Here is an 18693-nt window from a genome sequence, read left to right on the forward strand (position 1 = left end):
CTAGCATAGAGCCACCAGTCGATCTCAGCATGCGCCCTAACTAGTAGTCAGGATATGACCGAGCCAGAAGACCCCAGCCGTGAGCGCCTCAAGCACCACTTTGCCCAGCGGGTAATTCATCAGGCACGTCAGATTCTTGAGATATGGCAGCGCCTGCAACGCAGTGAGTGGTCCACCGCCGACCTCGCCGAACTGAGCGAAGCGAACTTGCGCCTGCTGCGTTTTGCCGAGCGCTTCGAGCAGCCCGAGCACACGCAACTGGCTCATCACATCAGCCAGTCGCTGGAGGCCGTGGATGCCAATCGAGGCCGCCTGAGCAGCGGCCTGATCACTGACCTCAATCGTTTGATGCAGCGCCTGTCCCGCACCGGTCTGCGCCATGGCGATCAACTCGACCAGACCTTCCTGCCGCCGCTGCGCAAGCCGATCTACGTGATGCTGCAGGATCACGACCGCGCCGAGCGGCTGGCCAAGCAGTTGGAGTTTTTCGGACTGACCGCACAGGCGCTGGACAGTGTCGCCGCATTTCGCTCCTCGATGGTCGAGCGCTTGCCCGCCGCGATCGTCATGGACGTGGACTTCAGCGGCGCAGGCGTCGGCCTGCAACTGGCTGCCGAAGCTCAGGTTGGCCTGGAAGAACCGCTGCCGCTGCTGTTTTTCAGCCTGCACGAAACCGACACCCCGACGCGCCTCGCCGCCGTGCGCGCCGGCGGCCAGGAATTTCTCACCGGCACCCTCGAAGCGTCGAGCCTGCTGGAAAAGATCGAAGTCCTGACCTGCGTCGCCCAGTACGAACCTTATAAAGTGCTGATCATCGACGACTCCCGCGCCCAGGCCTTGCACACCGAACGCCTGCTCAACAGCGCCGGAATCGTCACGCGTACCCTGATCGAACCGATCCAGGCGATGGCCGAACTGGCGGATTTCCAGCCGGACCTGATCATCCTCGACATGTACATGCCGGCCTGCACCGGCACCGAACTGGCCAAGGTGATTCGCCACAACGACCGCTACGTCAGCGTACCGATCATCTACTTGTCGGCCGAGGACGATCTGGACAAGCAGCTCGACGCGATGAGCGAGGGCGGCGACGACTTCCTGACCAAACCGATTAAGCCGCGACATCTGATTACGACGGTGCGCAACCGCGCCGCCCGTGCGCGCAATCTCAAGGCACGCATGGTCCGCGACAGCCTCACCGGCCTGTACAACCACACGCACATCCTGCAATTGCTCGAAGACTGCTCGTTCCGCGCCCGGCGCGAGAACAAGCCGCTGAGCTTTGCCATGCTCGACATCGACCACTTCAAACGGGTCAACGACAGCCACGGTCACCCGATGGGCGACCGAGTGATCAAGAGCCTGGCGCTGTTCCTCAAGCAACGCTTGCGCAAGACCGACTTCATCGGCCGTTACGGCGGCGAAGAGTTCGCCATTGTCATGCCCGACACTGATATAGAAGCCGCGCACAAAGTGCTCGACGAGATCCGCCAGCGCTTTGCCGAAATCCACTATCCGGCGCAGCCGCAGGATTTGTGGTGCACCTTCAGCGCCGGCGTGGTGGAAATGCACGAAGACTCCGACAGCCTGATGATGGCCAGCCAGGCCGACGAAGCGCTGTACCGCGCCAAGGGTGCCGGACGCAATCGAGTGCAGACCGCGCGCGACTCAAAGCAAAGTGCCACCTTTTCATCGGAATCCACCGATTCGGTCATAACCCTGTAACAGAACCGCAATAAATTCAGGCGCTTACCATTTCTGCCGTTGGTAGCCGTCATGCGCCTGAAGTTGCTCACCAATCTCAACACCCTGCTGCTGGTCGCCGTCTGCGTGGCCCTCGGCGCGACGCTGTGGTGGTCGCAAAAAGCCCTGGAGCGTCCGTATCTGTTGATGGAGCGCTACCTCGGCCTGTCGCAGCAATTTCAGAATGACGTGGCGCGCAATGTCGAGGACTACCTCTCCAGCGGCGACGCCCTGCGACTGAGCAGCGCCAGCCAGGCCATCGACGGTTTGCAGAAAGAGCTCGGTGAACTGCCGCCGGCGCTGGCCGAGACCCTGCGCCCGAGCCTGTCGAGCCTGGAAGCATTCAGCAAAACCGACCTGCTCGCCGCCGGCAAACTGGCCGGTGATCCGCAGGCGTTGTTGTTGCAGGCCGAACGCGAACTGAGCGCCAGTCTCGATCAACTCAGCACCTACGCCAATGGCAACGCTACGTATCTGACACCGCTGCTTGTCGCTTCGCAGCACTTGGGCAAGCTGTCGCTGGCCCGCGACAAACTGGTCAGCAGCGGCCGCAGTGAACTGGCGGCCGACGTCGAGCGCGAAGTCGACAACATCCGCGCCCAGGCTCAGGCCATTGACGCCCTGCCCCTGCTCGGCGTGGTCGCCAGAAATGAATCCGGCAGTGATGATTTCGCCGCGATGATGGGCATCGAAAGCACCGAAAAATCCGCCGCCGAAGACGCCGGCATCGGCCTCAAGCGTGAATTGAACAGCCTGCTCGGCCGCTACCCGGCGGAACTGGCACGCACCCGCGAGCAGATCCAGAAACGCACCGAACTGAGCACCGCGACTCACCTGAAAATCGCCGCCGTGCAACAGGCGATCGCTGGACTTGAGCCGGTGGTGCGCGCCCAGCACGGACAGATTCAGGGCGAAGTGCGCCTGATGCAGGGCGTGATGATCGGCCTGATTCTGCTGATCGCGCTGCTGATCGACACTTTGCAGCGGCGCCTGGCGCGCACCCTGACCAACCTTGCTCCGGCGCTGTCGACCTGGGCCGAAGGCGACTTCAGCAACGACATTCACTTGGGCAACACCAACCGCGAACTGCATGACATCGAGGCTTCGCTCAACCGCTTGCGCGCGTATCTGGTGGATCTGGTCGGGACGATTCGCGGCAACGCCGAACAGGTCGCCGACAGCAGCCGCACCCTGGCCGAACTGAGCAACAACCTGCACTCCGGTGCCGAGCATCAGGCCGGCGACACCGCGCTGATCCGCGATTCACTGGGTGAGCTGGAAGCGACGATTCAGCAGGTCGCCGGCGATGCACGGCAGGCTGCCGATGCCAGTCGCCATGCCGGACTGGCCGTGGAGCACGGGCAAACCGTGATCGGCCAAAGCCTCACCGGCCTGCACGCGCTGGTCGGCGAGGTGCAGGGCAATGCACAGATGATCGAGCACCTGGCCGAAGAGTCGGCGACCATTGGTGGCGTGCTGACGGTGATCCGCTCGATCGCCGACCAGACCAACCTGCTGGCCCTGAACGCGGCCATCGAAGCGGCGCGGGCCGGGGAAATGGGCCGTGGCTTTGCAGTGGTGGCCGAGGAAGTGCGCTCACTGGCACAACGCACGGCCGGCGCGACGGCGGAAATCCAGACGCTGATCGCGGGCCTGCAAGCCGCCGCTCGACAATCGGTGGAAGGCATGCGCGCGCAGGTCGAACATGCCGAAGCCACAGCCAATCAGGCACAAGCGGCGGACGGCGCGCTGGATAAAATCGTCGGCGCGATCCAGACCATTTCCGACACGGCGATCCGCATCGCCGAGATCACCGCCCAGCAAAGCGGCGCGGTCAGCGAGATCCGCGACCACAGCGAGCGGATCCATCAATTGGGCGGCGATAACCTGCTGCGCATCGGCGAAGGTCGCGAACAAGGCGAGAACCTGCTGCTATTGGGCGGGCAACTGCATACCGCCGTGCAGGCCTTCCGCGTCTGATCACGATCCCTGTAGGAGCTGCCGAAGGCTGCGATCTTTTGATTTTTTAGAAACAAGATCAAAAGATCGCAGCCTTCGGCAGCTCCTACAGAGCGAATGACCGGATCAAATCACTCAGTCACAAATTTCGCGCAAACATCGGTCATCGTGCTGGCTATTGCAGAGAACTGGACAGTCACAAAGCCTTTGCGGCATAGTCGCCGGGTTCTGACGACTGCTCATTCATAACAAGGAACATGCAGATGGCAACGCTACTGGTGCTGCACGGCCCCAACCTGAACCTGCTCGGCACCCGCGAACCCGGCACTTACGGTTCAACGACCCTGGCGCAGATCAATCAGGATCTGGAGCGCCGCGCCCGTGAAGCCGGCCATCATCTGCTGTATCTGCAGAGCAACGCCGAGTACGAATTGATCGATCGCATCCACGCCGCTCGCGGTGAAGGTGTGGATTTCATTCTGATCAACCCAGCAGCATTTACGCACACAAGTGTCGCATTACGTGACGCGCTGCTGGGAGTGAGCATCCCATTCATCGAAGTGCATTTGTCCAACGTGCACAAGCGCGAACCTTTCCGCCATCACTCTTACTTCTCCGATGTAGCGGTGGGAGTGATCTGCGGCCTTGGCGCCAGCGGTTACCGACTGGCCCTGGAGGCCGCACTAGAGCAGCTTGAAACACAGGCAACGACTTGAACCACAAGCGTTAAACGCCCCTGACCGACCCTTGGGAGTTGATGATTCATGGATATCCGTAAAGTTAAGAAACTGATCGAATTGCTGGAAGAGTCCGGCATCGACGAGCTCGAGATCAAGGAAGGCGAAGAGTCCGTACGCATCAGCCGTCACAGCAAGACTCCGGCTCAGCAGTATTACGCTCCGGCACCGATGCAGGCTCCGGCCGCTGCACCTGCCGCCGCTGCTGCTCCAGTGGCTGCTGCCGCTCCGGCCGCCGCTGCTGCTCCTGCACTGAACGGCACCGTGGCCCGCTCGCCAATGGTAGGCACCTTCTACCGCAAATCTTCGCCAACCTCGCCAGCCTTCGTTGAAGTCGGCCAGACCGTGAAGAAAGGCGACACCCTGTGCATCGTCGAAGCCATGAAGATGATGAACCACATCGAAGCTGAAACCAGCGGTGTGATCGAATCCATCCTCGTCGAAGACGGCCAGCCGGTTGAGTACGACCAACCGCTGTTCACCATCGTTTGAACTGCGGAGAGCCTTTGATGACTGCGAAGTTGGAAAAAGTTCTGATCGCTAACCGCGGTGAGATCGCCCTGCGGATTCTGCGTGCCTGCAAAGAGATGGGCATCAAGACCGTCGCCGTTTACTCCAAGGCCGACAAAGAGCTGATGCACCTGGGTCTGGCAGACGAATCCGTCTGCATCGGCCCGGCTTCTGCCGCTCAGTCCTACCTGCACATCCCGGCCATCATCGCTGCCGCTGAAGTGACTGGCGCCACCGCCATTCACCCAGGCTACGGTTTCCTCGCGGAAAACGCCGATTTCGCCGAGCAGGTCGAGAACTCCGGCTTCGCCTTCATCGGCCCGAAAGCCGAAACCATTCGTCTGATGGGCGACAAGGTGTCGGCCAAGCACGCGATGATCGAAGCCGGCGTGCCGACCGTTCCAGGTTCCGACGGCCCGCTGCCGGAAGACGAAGAAACGGCGCTGCGCATCGGTCGCGAAGTCGGCTATCCGGTGATCATCAAGGCCGCTGGCGGCGGTGGTGGTCGCGGCATGCGTGTGGTGCACAAGGAAGAAGACCTGATCGCCTCGGCGAAACTGACCCGCTCCGAAGCTGGCGCGGCGTTCGGCAACCCGATGGTCTATCTGGAAAAATTCCTGACCAACCCGCGTCACGTCGAAGTTCAGGTGCTGTCCGACGGCCAGGGTCACGCCATCCATCTGGGCGACCGCGATTGCTCGCTGCAACGTCGTCACCAGAAGGTACTTGAAGAAGCGCCGGCACCGGGCATCGACGAGCAGGCGCGTCAGGAAGTGCTGGCGCGCTGCGTCAAGGCGTGCATCGACATCGGCTACCGTGGCGCCGGCACGTTCGAGTTCCTGTACGAGAACGGTCGTTTCTACTTCATCGAAATGAACACCCGTGTTCAGGTGGAGCACCCGGTTTCGGAAATGGTCACCGGTATCGACATCGTCAAGGAGATGCTCAGCATCGCCGCTGGCAACAAGCTGTCGTTCACTCAGGATGACGTGGTGATCCGCGGTCACTCGCTGGAGTGCCGGATCAACGCCGAAGACCCGAAAACCTTCATGCCGAGCCCGGGCACGGTCAAGCATTTCCACGCTCCAGGCGGCAACGGCGTTCGCGTCGATTCGCACCTGTACAGCGGTTATGCGGTTCCGCCGAACTACGACTCGCTGATCGGCAAGCTGATCACTTACGGCGCCACCCGCGACGAAGCCATGGCGCGCATGCGCAATGCCCTGGACGAAATCGTGGTGGACGGGATCAAGACCAACATCCCGCTGCACCGTGATCTGACCCGCGACGAAGGCTTCTGCAAAGGGGGCGTGAACATTCACTACCTCGAGCACAAGCTGGCTGGCGACAAGCACTAAGCTTCAGCCCGCACCAGACAAGGCCGCCTTCGGGCGGCTTTGTTGTTTCTGGAGCAAAGTCAAAAGATCGCAGCCTTCGGCAGCTCCTACAGGAGAATGCATTCGAAATGTAGGAGCTGCCGAAGGCTGCGATCTTTTGCTTTTCAACCAAGTTCGTCTTCTTTGGCGCGCTCGCGTAAACTTGCGCGCTTCTCGCTGGCCGCTAGGCTGCAATCATATTTTTTCAAAGGTGCCCGCCATGCCTTGGCTGCAAGTACGTCTCGCCATCAGCCCGGAACAAGCCGAAACCTACGAAGACGCTTTCCTTGAAGTCGGCGCCGTTTCGGTGACCTTCATGGACGCCGAAGATCAGCCGATCTTCGAGCCGGAACTCAACACCACCCCGCTGTGGGCGCACACACATCTGCTGGCCCTGTTCGAGGGCGGCACCGAGCCTGCGCCGGTGCTGGCGCATCTGGAACTGCTGACCGGCAGTCCGCTGCCTGAACATCACAGCGAAGTCATCGAAGACCAGGATTGGGAACGCAGCTGGATGGACGGTTTCCAGCCAATGCGTTTCGGCCAGCGCCTGTGGATCGTGCCGAGCTGGCACGCCGCGCCCGAGCCTGATGCGGTCAACCTGCTGCTGGATCCGGGCCTGGCATTCGGCACCGGCACCCACCCGACCACCGCCCTGTGCCTGGAATGGCTCGACGGTCAGGACCTGAAAGACTGCAACGTGCTGGACTTCGGCTGCGGCTCGGGGATTCTGGCGATCGCCGCCCTGCTGCTCGGCGCCAAAGAAGCGGTCGGCACCGACATCGACGTGCAGGCGCTGGAAGCCTCGCGCGACAACGCCGGGCGCAACAATATTGCCGACGAGCTGTTCCCGCTGTACCTGCCGGAAGATCTGCCGCAGGTCAAAGCCGACGTGCTGGTGGCCAACATTCTGGCCGGCCCGCTGGTTTCCCTGGCGCCGCAGTTGTCCGGCCTGGTCAAGTCCGGCGGGCGTCTGGCGTTGTCCGGGATCCTCGCCGAACAAGGCGAAGAGGTCGCTGCAGCCTATGCGCAGGACTTCGATCTGGACCCGATCGCCAATCGTGATGGCTGGGTGCGCATCACCGGCCGTCGGCGCTAGAATGGCCGCCTGCATAAACCGGATCGCCGCATGACCGACAGCTTCGTCACCCAGTGCCCGCATTGCCAAACCAGCTTCCGCGTCAGCCATGCTCAGTTGAGCGTGGCCCGCGGGGTGGTTCGCTGTGGCTCCTGCCTGCAAGTGTTCAATGCGGCCAAACAGCTGCTGGAACAACACGCCGGCAAGGAAGCGGTTACGCCGGTGGCGCCGGCCATTGTCCAGCCAGCACCGTCTCAGCCTGTGGTCAGCGAACCGCCGCCAGTGGTCGAAGCGCCCGTCAACGACGAACCGCCCGTGCCGCGCGCCATCAGCCAAAAGCAATGGAGCGCCAGCGAGCTGGATCTGGACAGCCTCGATCTGGACGAAGAACTGGCCCGCCTCGAACAACGGGAAATCCAGCCGACCACCGAATTCGGTCGCCAGCGCGAAGAGTCCCTGAGCGCGCGCCGCGACAGCCCTGAAGCCGATGAAACGGTGTGGCGCGACAGCTTGTTCAGCGCACGCGACGATGAACGCCTGCCCGAGCCCGAAGATGAAATCGAACCCGAGATCGTCGAAGCCGAACCGCTGAAAACCGCGCGCACCGAGCCTTCGTTGTCGCTGGAGCCGGTGGATCTGGATGACGAGCCGCCGATCCCGCAACTGCGCCTGCACGATCCGATCGATCCGAATGCTCGCCGCGAACGCCTGTCGGCCAGCGTCGAGCCGGACGATGAAGAGTTGCCATCGGTCGAACCGCTGCGCAAAAAACGTGAACGTGCCGAACCCGGCGTACGCGCCGAAGTGCTGCAGGATCTGACCGACGACCCGCTGCAACTGGACTGGCAGAAGCGCCGTTCGCCCTGGGGCCGGCGCCTGCTCTGGAGTTTGCTGGTGCTATTGGCTGCCGCTGGTCTGGCCGCTCAGTACATCGCCTATCATTTCGACGAACTGGCGCGCCAGGATCAGTACCGCCCGTGGTTCCAGCAGTTCTGTCCGCAGATCGGTTGCACGGTGCCGTCCAAGGTCGACATCGGCAAAATCAAAAGCAGCAACCTGGTGGTGCGCAGCCATCCGGAATTCAGTGGAGCGCTGGTGGTCGACGCGATCATTTATAACCGCGCAACATTTTCCCAGCCGTTCCCGCTGCTGGAGTTGCGCTTCGCCGATCTCAACGGTCACCTGATTGCCAGTCGTCGCTTCAAACCCGGCGAATACCTCAACGGCGACCTTGAGGGCATGGTGGAAATGCCGCCACAGACGCCGATCCACATCGCACTGGATATCCTCGATCCAGGCCCCAAAGCGGTGAATTACAGCCTGAGTTTCCACTCCCCCGAGTGAGCCGCTTCATCGCTTCAGGTTTGACGGCAGTTTTCTGACTTCCTCCGCGGCCACCAAACCGCTGGTAATAACAGAATAACTGTTCAGATTTTGTTCAATTCAGCCTTTATCCAGTCATCGAGAGCGGGTATCATGCCAACCCTTTTTCGAACTCTCATGATCCGGCCCCACTTCAGGGAAGTCCTATGTCGGCGGTACGCATCGGCCCATATACATTGCAGAACGGTTTGATTCTCGCCCCGATGGCGGGCGTCACCGACCAGCCCTTTCGTCAGCTGTGCAAGCGTTTGGGCGCAGGGCTTGTAGTCTCGGAAATGGTCACCAGTGACATGAGCCTGTGGAACACCCGCAAGTCGCGCATGCGCATGATCCACGAAGGCGATCCCGAGCCACGCTCGGTACAGATTGCCGGTGGCGACGCGCAGATGCTCGCGGATGCGGCCAGGGCCAACGTCGAACTGGGCGCACAGATTATTGATATCAACATGGGTTGCCCGGCAAAGAAGGTCTGCAACAAGGCCGCCGGCTCCGCGTTGTTGAAGGATGAAGCACTGGTCACCGAGATCCTGCAGGCCGTCGTCGCTGCAGTGGATGTGCCGGTGACCCTGAAGATCCGCACCGGATGGGATCGCGACAACAAGAACGGCCTGACCGTGGCGAAGATCGCCGAGCAGGCCGGGATCACCGCGCTGGCCGTGCATGGCCGCACGCGCGCCGATCTGTACACCGGCGAAGCCGAGTACGACACGATTGCCGCGATCAAGCAGGCGGTGTCGATCCCGGTGTTTGCCAATGGCGATATCGATTCGCCGGAAAAGGCCCGCTACGTGCTTGACGCGACCGGTGCCGATGGCCTGCTGATAGGCCGGGCTGCCCAGGGGCGGCCATGGATTTTTCGCGAGATCGAACACTTCCTGCGTACCGGCGAGAAATTGCCGGCGCCGGAGCTGAGCGAAGTGGAACGCATCCTGCTGGAGCATCTGGCCGCCCTTCACGCCTTCTATGGGGATGTGATGGGCGTGCGCATTGCCCGCAAGCATGTGGGCTGGTATCTCGCAACCTTGCCGGGCGCCAGGGAGTTTCGCGCCCACTTCAATCGTTTGGATGGTACGGAAACACAATGCGCCAACGTTCGGGAGTTCTTCGCCGAGCGTTACAAGAGCCTGACAGGGGACGAAGAAGGGGTGGCCGCATGACGATGATGACCGAGACTTTAGTGAGTGGAACAGCACCCGTGAGCGACAACGTGAATTTGAAACAGCACCTCAATACCCCAAGCGAAGAAGGTCAGACCCTTCGCGGGAGTGTCGAGAAGGCGCTGCACAATTATTTCGCCCACCTTGAGGGCGCGTCCGTCACGGATGTGTACAACCTGGTGCTCTCCGAAGTCGAGGCTCCCCTGCTCGAAAGCGTGATGAACTACGTCAAGGGCAACCAGACCAAGGCCAGTGAGCTGCTGGGACTCAACCGCGGCACATTGCGCAAGAAACTCAAGCAGTACGATCTGCTGTAAGCATTCAATCAAACCAGAAAGGCGCCCGCGTAAAACCGGTCGCCTTTTTTGCTGACTTCCTTTGCTTTTGATGGAAATTGAGATGACCGACCAGACTACCCGCCTGCCGATCCGCCGCGCCTTGATCAGCGTTTCCGACAAGACCGGGATCCTCGAGTTCGCCAGGGAGCTTGAAGCCCTCGGCGTCGAGATCCTCTCCACCGGCGGGACGTTCAAGCTGCTGCGCGACAACGGTGTTGCCGCAGTGGAAGTCGCGGATTACACCGGTTTCGCGGAAATGATGGACGGTCGGGTGAAAACCCTGCACCCGAAAATCCACGGTGGGATCCTCGGTCGTCGCGGTATCGACGACGCGATCATGAGCGAGCACGGCATCAAGCCGATCGACCTGGTTGCGGTCAACCTGTACCCGTTCGAAGCCACCATCAGCAAGCCAGGCTGCGACTTGCCGACCGCTATCGAGAACATCGACATCGGCGGCCCGACCATGGTCCGTTCGGCGGCGAAAAACCATAAAGACGTGGCGATCGTGGTGAATGCCAGCGATTACGCCAACGTTCTGCAAAACCTCAAGGCCGGCGGCCTGACCTACGCTCAGCGTTTCGACCTGATGCTCAAGGCCTTTGAACACACCGCCGCCTACGACGGCATGATCGCCAACTACATGGGCACCGTGAATCAGGCTGCCGAAACCCTGAGCACCGAAGGCCGCAGCGAGTTCCCGCGCACCTTCAACAGCCAGTTCATCAAGGCTCAGGAAATGCGCTACGGCGAGAACCCGCACCAGAGCGCGGCGTTCTACGTGGAAGCCAAGCCTGCCGAAGTCGGTATCGCCACCGCGACCCAACTGCAAGGCAAAGAGCTGTCGTACAACAACGTGGCCGACACCGACGCCGCGCTGGAATGCGTGAAGAGCTTCGTCAAGCCGGCCTGCGTGATCGTCAAGCACGCCAACCCGTGCGGCGTGGCCGTGAGCCCGGACGCCGAGGGCGGTATCCGTCAGGCCTACGAACTGGCCTACGCCACCGACACCGAGTCGGCCTTCGGCGGCATCATCGCCTTCAACCGTGAGCTGGATGCCGAGACCGCCAAGGCGATCGTCGAGCGTCAGTTCGTGGAAGTGATCATTGCCCCAAGCGTCAGCGCAGAAGCCCGCGCCATCGTCGCCGCCAAAGCCAACGTGCGTCTGCTGGCCTGCGGCGAGTGGTCGGCGGATCGCGCTCCGGCCTGGGACTACAAGCGCGTCAACGGTGGCCTGCTGGTGCAGAGCCGCGACATCGGCATGATCGGCGCCGACGACCTGAAAGTGGTAACCAAGCGCGCCCCGACCGAACAGGAAATCCACGACCTGATCTTCGCCTGGAAAGTCGCCAAGTACGTCAAGTCCAACGCCATCGTCTACGCCAAGAACCGTCAGACCATCGGTGTCGGCGCTGGCCAGATGAGCCGCGTAAACTCCGCGCGTATCGCCGCGATCAAGGCTGAGCACGCCGGTCTGCAAGTGGCGGGTTCGGTGATGGCATCGGACGCGTTCTTCCCGTTCCGCGACGGTCTGGACAACGCGGCCAAGGTTGGCATCACGGCAGTGATCCAGCCAGGCGGCTCGATGCGTGATGCTGAGGTGATCGCTGCAGCCGACGAGGCTGGCATCGCCATGGTCTTTACGGGCATGCGCCACTTCCGTCACTGATACATCGATTCAAATGTGGGAGCTGGCTTGCCAGCGATAGCATCCCCTCGGTCTGACTGATGAACCGAGTCGCCTGCATCGCTGGCAAGTCAGCTCCCACAGAAAAGCGCCCCTGCGGTGCTCAACAGAATTAGCGTCATCCGAGGTTTTTGAAATGAATGTTTTGATCATTGGCAGCGGTGGCCGTGAACACGCCCTGGCCTGGAAAGTGGCTCAGGATCCGCGCGTACAGAAGGTTTTCGTCGCGCCGGGCAACGCCGGTACCGCGATTGAAGCCAAGTGCGAAAACGTCGCCATCGACGTGCTGGCCCTTGAGCAACTGGCCGACTTCGCCGAGAAAAACGTTTCCCTGACCATCGTCGGCCCGGAAGTACCGCTGGTCGCTGGCGTGGTCGATCTGTTCCGCTCCCGTGGCCTGGACTGCTTCGGTCCGACCGCCGGCGCTGCGCAGCTGGAAGGCTCGAAAGCCTTCACCAAGGATTTCCTGGCCCGGCACAAGATTCCGACCGCCGACTACCAGAATTTCACCGAGATCGAGCCGGCCCTGGCTTACCTGCGGGAAAAAGGCGCACCGATCGTGATCAAGGCCGATGGCCTGGCCGCCGGTAAAGGTGTGATCGTGGCCATGACCCTGGCCGAAGCCGAAGACGCCGTGCGCGACATGCTCGCCGGCAATGCGTTCGGCGATGCCGGTTCGCGCGTGGTGATCGAAGAATTCCTCGACGGTGAGGAAGCCTCGTTCATCGTCATGGTCGACGGCAAGAACGTGCTGCCGATGGCCACCAGCCAAGACCACAAACGTGTTGGCGACGGCGACAGCGGCCCGAATACTGGCGGCATGGGCGCCTACTCCCCAGCCCCGGTGGTCACCGCCGATGTGCACCAGCGCGTGATGGACCAGGTGATCTGGCCGACCGTGCGCGGCATGGCCGAAGAAGGCAACGTCTACACCGGTTTCCTGTACGCCGGTCTGATGATCGACAAGGCCGGCAACCCGAAAGTCATCGAGTTCAACTGCCGCTTCGGTGACCCGGAGACCCAACCGGTGATGCTGCGCCTGCAGTCGAGCCTGGTGCTGCTGGTCGAAGCCGCCCTGGCGCAGGCACTGGACAAGGTTGAAGCGCAGTGGGATCCACGTCCGAGCGTCGGCATCGTGCTGGCCGCCGGCGGCTACCCGGGCGACTACGCCAAGGGTGCAGCGATCAACGGTCTGGACGCAGCCGCAAGCCTGGAAGGCAAAGTCTTCCACGCCGGTACGGCGCTCAAGGATGGCAACGTGGTGACGGCCGGTGGTCGCGTACTCTGCGCCACCGCCATGGGCGCCAGCGTCAGCGAAGCGCAGCAGCAAGCCTACAAGCTGGCCGCCGCCATCGACTGGGAAGGTTGCTTCTACCGCAAGGACATTGGCTACCGCGCCATTGCCCGTGAACGTGGCGAAACCCAGGAATAAGCTGTCCTTCAGGTCCGGCGCGGGATGCAGTCCCTCGCCGGGCTGTTCCGCCGCTGCGCATCGTTATATTCTGGCATCAACCTACGAAGGGATTTCGCCGTGCGCTGGCTCAGGATTGCCATAAGCTTCACCGTCACGCTGCTGACCTTGCTCTGCATGCTTCCGGCGCTGGCCGCGCAAGGCAGTGGCTGGTCGGTATTGCTTGACGATCAGGGCAATCTGCAACTGAGCGATATCCGCTCGGCTCGCTACACCAATCAATTCAGTCCCATCGAACTTGATCGCCTCACGGCGGCCGAGCCCGATGGCGCACTCTGGCTGCGCTTCAAACTGGCGCCGGGCAAGCACGAGCAAGTGCTGCGTATCTTTGCGCCCGACCTGTCCAGTCTCAGTCTGTACGTGCTGGACGGCGACAAGCTGATCGAGCAACGCCTCTCCGGCACCCACCAGCCGCAGGCCGAGCGGCCACTGCCCAGCAGCGACTTCCTGCTACCGCTGCCGCAAAGCGACAAGCCACTCGACATCTATCTGCGCATGGTCTCCGACCATCAGCTGCGCCCGCACATCACTCTGCAATCGGCGGTGATGAGTGCCGCCAATCAGAACCAGACGCTGATTTTCGGCCTGCTGTTCGGTTGCCTCGGCATGTTGCTGCTGCACAACCTCGTGCGCTACGCCTACTCGCGCTCGCGCAGCAGCCTGTGGCTGGCGATCTGCGAAGGCCTGCTGGGCCTGAGTCTGTTGCTGCTGCTCAACCTCGCCGGCCCGTGGCTGCCGAACTGGCACGCGATCCAGACGCCGGGCGCTTATCTGGCGCTGCTGCTGACCGCCCCCGCCGGGTTGATGTTCGCCCTGCGCTTCTTCGCCCCGCTGGGCCCGCACCCGCTGAACAAACTGTTGCTGGGCGACATTCTGTTCATCGTGATCTGCAGCCTGCTGCTGTTGTTCGTCAACACCCTGCCGCTGAACATCATCACCTACGCGCTGGTGGCGCTGGCCGGCCTGAGCATGTTGCTGGTCGGCTTCTATCACTGGCAGAAGGGCTACCGTCCGGCGCGGCTGTTCGTGGCCGGGATGGTGGTGTTCAACATCGGCACGCTGATCATACTCCCGGCACTGCTGGGGCTGACCCTGGTGGCGCCGCAGGGCCTGATCATGACCCTGATGGGCTTCATCTGCATCAGTGGCCTGCTGATGAGCATCGCCTTGGGTGAACGCCAGCGCAGCATCACCGAAAGCCGTTTCAGCATCAGTCGCGACCTTGCCGCGAGCAATGCCGAGATCAATGCCAAAGCCGAGTTCCTCGCCAAGATCAGCCACGAAATCCGCACCCCGATGAACGGCGTGCTGGGCATGACCGAACTGCTGCTGGGTACGCCACTGTCGGTCAAGCAACGCGATTACGTGCAAACCATCCACAGTGCCGGCAACGAACTGCTGACATTGATCAACGAGATCCTCGACATCTCCAAGCTCGAATCCGGGCAGATCGAACTGGACGATGTGCAGTTCGACCTCAATGCTTTGATCGACGACTGCCTGAGCATCTACCGGGCCAAGGCCGAACAGCAAAACGTCGAGCTGATCAGTTTCATCCAGCCACAGGTACCGCGCGTGATCAGCGGCGACCCGACCCGCTTGCGCCAGACCCTGCTGAGCCTGCTGGAAAATGCCCTGAAAAAAACCGACGAAGGCGAAGTGCTGATCGTCGTCGCCCTCGACGAGCGCAGCGTCAAGCCGCGCCTGCGCATCGCCGTGCAGGACAGTGGCCAGCCGATGGAGGCAGAAGAGCGTGAGGCGCTGCTGCACGCTGAGCTGCACAGCAAACACTTCCTTTCGGCCAACCGTTTGGGTGGCAACCTTGGGCTGGTGATCGCCCGGCAACTGATCCGCCTGATGCACGGTGAGTTCGGGATCAAGAGCGGCGCCAATCAGGGCAGCACTTTGTGGCTGACCCTGCCACTGGACCCGGACCGTCTCGAACACCCGACCTCCGACCTCGACGGCCCGCTGCAAGGTGCGCGCGTGCTGGTGGTGGACGACAACGACACCTGCCGCAAGGTGCTGGTGCAGCAATGCAGCGCCTGGGGCCTGAACGTCAGCGCGGTGCCCTCGGGCAAGGAAGCCTTGGCGCTGCTGCGCACCAAGGCGCATCTGCGTGACTACTTTGATGTGGTGCTGCTGGACCAGAACATGCCCGGCATGACCGGCATGCAACTGGCGGCCAAGATCAAGGAAGACCCGAGTCTGAACCACGATATCCTGCTGATCATGCTCACCGGCATCAGCAACGCGCCGAGCAAGATCATCGCGCGCAACTCCGGGATCAAACGCATCCTCGCCAAACCGGTGGCCGGCTACACGCTCAAGACCACGCTGGCCGACGAGTTGAACCAGCGCAATAAAGGTCAGGTAGTGTTCCAGCCGCAAGTGGTCACTCCCGCTACGGCGGCCAAGGTGCCGAGCGATTTCCGCATTCTGGTCGCCGAAGACAACACGATTTCGACCAAAGTGATTCGCGGCATGCTCGGCAAACTTAACCTGCAACCGGACACCGCCAGCAACGGCGAAGAGGCCCTGCAGGCGATGAAGGCCCAGCGTTATGATCTGGTGCTGATGGACTGCGAAATGCCGATCCTCGATGGCTTCTCGGCGACCCAGCAGCTACGGGCGTGGGAGGTCAGCAATCAGCGTATACGCACGCCGATCGTCGCGCTGACCGCGCACATCCTCGCCGAACACAAGGAACGTGCGCGTCAGGCCGGGATGGACGGGCACATGGCCAAACCGGTGGAGTTGTCGCAACTGCGCGAGCTGATCGAACACTGGGTGGCCCAGCGTGATCAGCAGAACCGTACGGCCTCGACTTTCTGACGATTGCCGTTCATCGCCCGAAAGCGCTTGCAGCCCCCGGGCAATCCGCCTCAGACACCGAGATCGATTGCCTCAGCCAATGGCGCCACGTTCTGCGCCAGTCGATCTCCAAGCTTTCGCGCCACGGCCTGACGCGATAGTGCGTAGAGCGTTTGTGACAGCGTCGCTCGCGCATAACGCACACACACCGGACCTTCGACTTCAGCGCTCGCGAAACGCTGCGACCACGGATTGGCAGCCAGCGTCTGTCGCGTCTTGAACTCAAGATAAAGGCTGCTGATCGATGTCGGACTCTGCGCTGCAATGGTCAGCAGGCGCACCGCCTGAAGCGCAGGCCTCGGCGTTTGCATGAGCGCTTCGCCAGGTGGCTCGGGCAACGTCTGCACTGCCGAAACACCGTCAGTGATTCGCGCCGCATATGCCATCAGCCCGCCAAGTGCCGGATCGTTGCCAGCGTTATTGGCCAACACTGTCGTGGCCCACTCCAGCGCCGAACCCGTATCTGCCTGAGCGACAGAGAAATCCTCGCGCAACTTCACGCTTCGCACCCAGAAGTCATCCAGCACAGCGATGTAAGCGTCGTACCAACTTTCAACTTTCGCGTCTTCGATTTTTTTATTAGCGACCAGTTGCGCCAACAGACCTGATTGAACGAGATCATCGTAATCCGTGCGGCGTTCAGATTCCGGCAACGCCAAAACAGCATGCCCTACTGCCAACAACGTGTATAACCGAGCCATTATCAAACCTCAATGGAAAAAGGGCGGACCGATAACGGCCGCCCTATCAATAACACTCAGTCAGATCTCGTAATCCTCGATCTTGGTTTTTGCGTTCAAACCCAGTTTGACGCGGATGGTATCGCGGGTTTGCTCGACAATCGAAGGCACTTTGCGGAATACCGAATCACCCCGATAGAGTTTCACTTCGCGCGAATCCCAATCCATGAACAACACTTGTTTGGCCGTGTTTTTGCGGATGAAACGCACTGTCCCCAGGGCCATGGTGACTTCGCCATTGATTTCGGTACACGTGCCCGCCGCCATACCGCCGACACCATGTTCAAGCATGTTGCGCTCGTACAGCGTCAGCGCGGTTTCACGCTTTTTCAGGGCGGTAATGGCGTCGCCTGCGACTTTCAGCATCAACACCGAAGCCGAGCCCGGCACAGCAAGCCCGGCCACGACGCTGCCGAGGATCTCCAGCACCAGTTGATCCATCCGTACGGTATTACCGCCGATGTTCATGTCGTTGTAGTACTTGCTCGTTGGCAGCCAGCCGGCATCGGTCATCACTTGCAGAAACAGGTAGTACCATTCCTTGCCCTGATATTCGTACGGATACTTCTTGTTGGCGACCAGCGTGGCGAACAGGAACGCGTGTTGCACATCTTCGCGATTCTGTTCACTCAAGTTTCCGGTAAAGGACAGAATGCCTTCACCGACGACGGAACCCTTGCCCGGCTCTTCGATTGCCGGCAGCGAAAGACCGCGAGGACGAATAGCCGCGCCGTCCAGTTCATAACTCTGCAAGCGGTGGACACACTCAGCAATGGAGCAATCTTCAACATCATGAATATTCATTATCAAATCCTTATTAATTAAAACGAGCTCCCCTTGAACCCGCGAAAGAACAATAAACAGAACAATAAAAAACCACAAACCAGAACATGTAACTTGCTAATAACAAACCCCAAAAACGCCCACTTCAAACTACAACTTGCATAGTTGCTCCGGGGATATTTGTTTTCGCCATCCCCCCAAAAATTAAACCGGCTGATAGACTCCGCTCTGTCCATCTGCCGCCGCGAGCCAACACCATGCTCCACGTGTTATTCAGCGTTTACCTGAAGATGCTGGTGCTCTACAGCCCATTCTTCGTGTTGTCCTGCTTCATCAGCCTGACGCGTGGCTACTCGCGCAAGGAGCAGCGGCGCCTGGCCTGGAAAGTGGCGATTGCCACGCTGGTATCCAGCGTCTTGCTGTACCTGTTCGGGCGGGTGATTTTCGATGTGTTCGGGATCACGGCGGACGCATTCCGCATCGGTGCCGGCAGCGTGTTGTTCATCTCGGCGTTGGGCATGGCCCAGGGCAAGCCGGTCGTGCAGAGTGACAACGTGCAGCAGGACGTGACGATCGTTCCGCTGACCATCCCGCTGACCGTCGGCCCGGGCACCATCGGCGCCCTGCTGGTGATGGGCGTCAGCCAACCGCACTGGGACGACAAGCTGACCGCAATCATGAGTATCACCCTTGCCAGCTTCACCGTCGGCGTGGTGCTGTACCTGTCCAATCACATCGAGCGGATTCTCGGCGACCAAGGTTTGCAGATCGTCAGTCGGTTGATGGGCCTGTTTGTTTGCGCACTGGCGGCGCAGATCATCTTTACCGGGGTGAAGGGCTATCTGGTTTCCTGAGGT

The 18693-nt window shown here is 61.1% G+C and carries 15 protein-coding genes; 13 read left to right on the forward strand and 2 right to left on the reverse strand.

The annotated features are described in order from the left end of the window. Positions 1 to 54 precede the first annotated feature (54 nt). The 12 genes from gcbA (at position 55) to B1722_RS23150 (ending at position 16274) form a co-directional block, all read left to right on the forward strand. Positions 55 to 1725, forward strand: coding sequence for a diguanylate cyclase GcbA (gene gcbA, locus B1722_RS23095; RefSeq protein WP_041068095.1), 1671 nt, complete (start codon positions 55 to 57; stop codon positions 1723 to 1725). 954 nt (positions 1726 to 2679) lie between these two features. Further along, a complete protein-coding gene (locus tag B1722_RS30185) occupies positions 2680 to 3723 on the forward strand; it encodes a methyl-accepting chemotaxis protein (protein WP_371260374.1) in 1044 nt (347 codons plus the stop codon). A 242-nt stretch (positions 3724 to 3965) separates the two neighbouring features. Then, on the forward strand, positions 3966 to 4418 hold the full coding sequence (gene aroQ / locus B1722_RS23105; protein WP_007914604.1) for a type II 3-dehydroquinate dehydratase: 453 nt from the start codon (positions 3966 to 3968) through the stop codon (positions 4416 to 4418). A gap of 48 nt (positions 4419 to 4466) precedes the next feature. Beyond that, the gene (accB, locus tag B1722_RS23110) at positions 4467 to 4931 is read left to right on the forward strand and encodes an acetyl-CoA carboxylase biotin carboxyl carrier protein (RefSeq protein ID WP_024164417.1); all 465 of its coding nucleotides are present in this window, start codon (positions 4467 to 4469) and stop codon (positions 4929 to 4931) included. Between the two features lie 17 nt (positions 4932 to 4948). Next, on the forward strand, positions 4949 to 6307 hold the full coding sequence (gene accC / locus B1722_RS23115; RefSeq protein WP_041068145.1) for an acetyl-CoA carboxylase biotin carboxylase subunit: 1359 nt from the start codon (positions 4949 to 4951) through the stop codon (positions 6305 to 6307). A gap of 238 nt (positions 6308 to 6545) precedes the next feature. Then, a complete protein-coding gene (prmA, locus tag B1722_RS23120) occupies positions 6546 to 7424 on the forward strand; it encodes a 50S ribosomal protein L11 methyltransferase (RefSeq protein ID WP_041068147.1) in 879 nt (292 codons plus the stop codon). Between the two features lie 30 nt (positions 7425 to 7454). Further along, positions 7455 to 8747, forward strand: coding sequence for a DUF3426 domain-containing protein (locus tag B1722_RS23125; protein WP_086794469.1), 1293 nt, complete (start codon positions 7455 to 7457; stop codon positions 8745 to 8747). Between the two features lie 185 nt (positions 8748 to 8932). Then, a complete protein-coding gene (dusB, locus tag B1722_RS23130) occupies positions 8933 to 9943 on the forward strand; it encodes a tRNA dihydrouridine synthase DusB (RefSeq protein ID WP_007961945.1) in 1011 nt (336 codons plus the stop codon). Beyond that, a complete protein-coding gene (fis, locus tag B1722_RS23135) occupies positions 9940 to 10260 on the forward strand; it encodes a DNA-binding transcriptional regulator Fis (protein ID WP_003221275.1) in 321 nt (106 codons plus the stop codon). Before dusB ends, fis begins: the two co-directional genes overlap by 4 nt. A gap of 82 nt (positions 10261 to 10342) precedes the next feature. Continuing rightward, a complete protein-coding gene (gene purH / locus B1722_RS23140) occupies positions 10343 to 11950 on the forward strand; it encodes a bifunctional phosphoribosylaminoimidazolecarboxamide formyltransferase/IMP cyclohydrolase (RefSeq protein ID WP_041068154.1) in 1608 nt (535 codons plus the stop codon). 154 nt (positions 11951 to 12104) lie between these two features. Continuing rightward, the gene (gene purD, locus B1722_RS23145; protein WP_047291052.1) at positions 12105 to 13400 is read left to right on the forward strand and encodes a phosphoribosylamine--glycine ligase; all 1296 of its coding nucleotides are present in this window, start codon (positions 12105 to 12107) and stop codon (positions 13398 to 13400) included. Between the two features lie 99 nt (positions 13401 to 13499). Next, a complete protein-coding gene (locus B1722_RS23150; RefSeq protein ID WP_086794471.1) occupies positions 13500 to 16274 on the forward strand; it encodes a hybrid sensor histidine kinase/response regulator in 2775 nt (924 codons plus the stop codon). Between the two features lie 50 nt (positions 16275 to 16324). On the opposite strand, the gene B1722_RS23155 is transcribed toward B1722_RS23150, so the two are convergent. Both B1722_RS23155 and B1722_RS23160 read right to left on the reverse strand, forming a co-directional pair. Continuing rightward, the gene (locus B1722_RS23155) at positions 16325 to 16972 is read right to left on the reverse strand and encodes a hypothetical protein (protein ID WP_140396042.1); all 648 of its coding nucleotides are present in this window, start codon (positions 16970 to 16972) and stop codon (positions 16325 to 16327) included. 102 nt (positions 16973 to 17074) lie between these two features. After that, entirely contained in the window at positions 17075 to 17857 is a 783-nt protein-coding gene (locus B1722_RS23160) for a hypothetical protein (RefSeq protein WP_086794474.1), read from the reverse strand. Between the two features lie 236 nt (positions 17858 to 18093). Here B1722_RS23160 and B1722_RS23165 point away from each other — a divergent pair, with 236 nt between their 5' ends. Continuing rightward, positions 18094 to 18690 (forward strand): MarC family protein, encoded by a 597-nt coding sequence (locus B1722_RS23165; RefSeq protein WP_003221263.1) that lies wholly within the window; start codon positions 18094 to 18096, stop codon positions 18688 to 18690. Positions 18691 to 18693 lie beyond the last annotated feature (3 nt).

This window comes from Pseudomonas sp. SCPG-7 (assembly GCF_002156405.1).
In the GTDB taxonomy this organism is placed as follows: Bacteria; Pseudomonadota; Gammaproteobacteria; order Pseudomonadales; family Pseudomonadaceae; genus Aquipseudomonas; species Aquipseudomonas parakoreensis.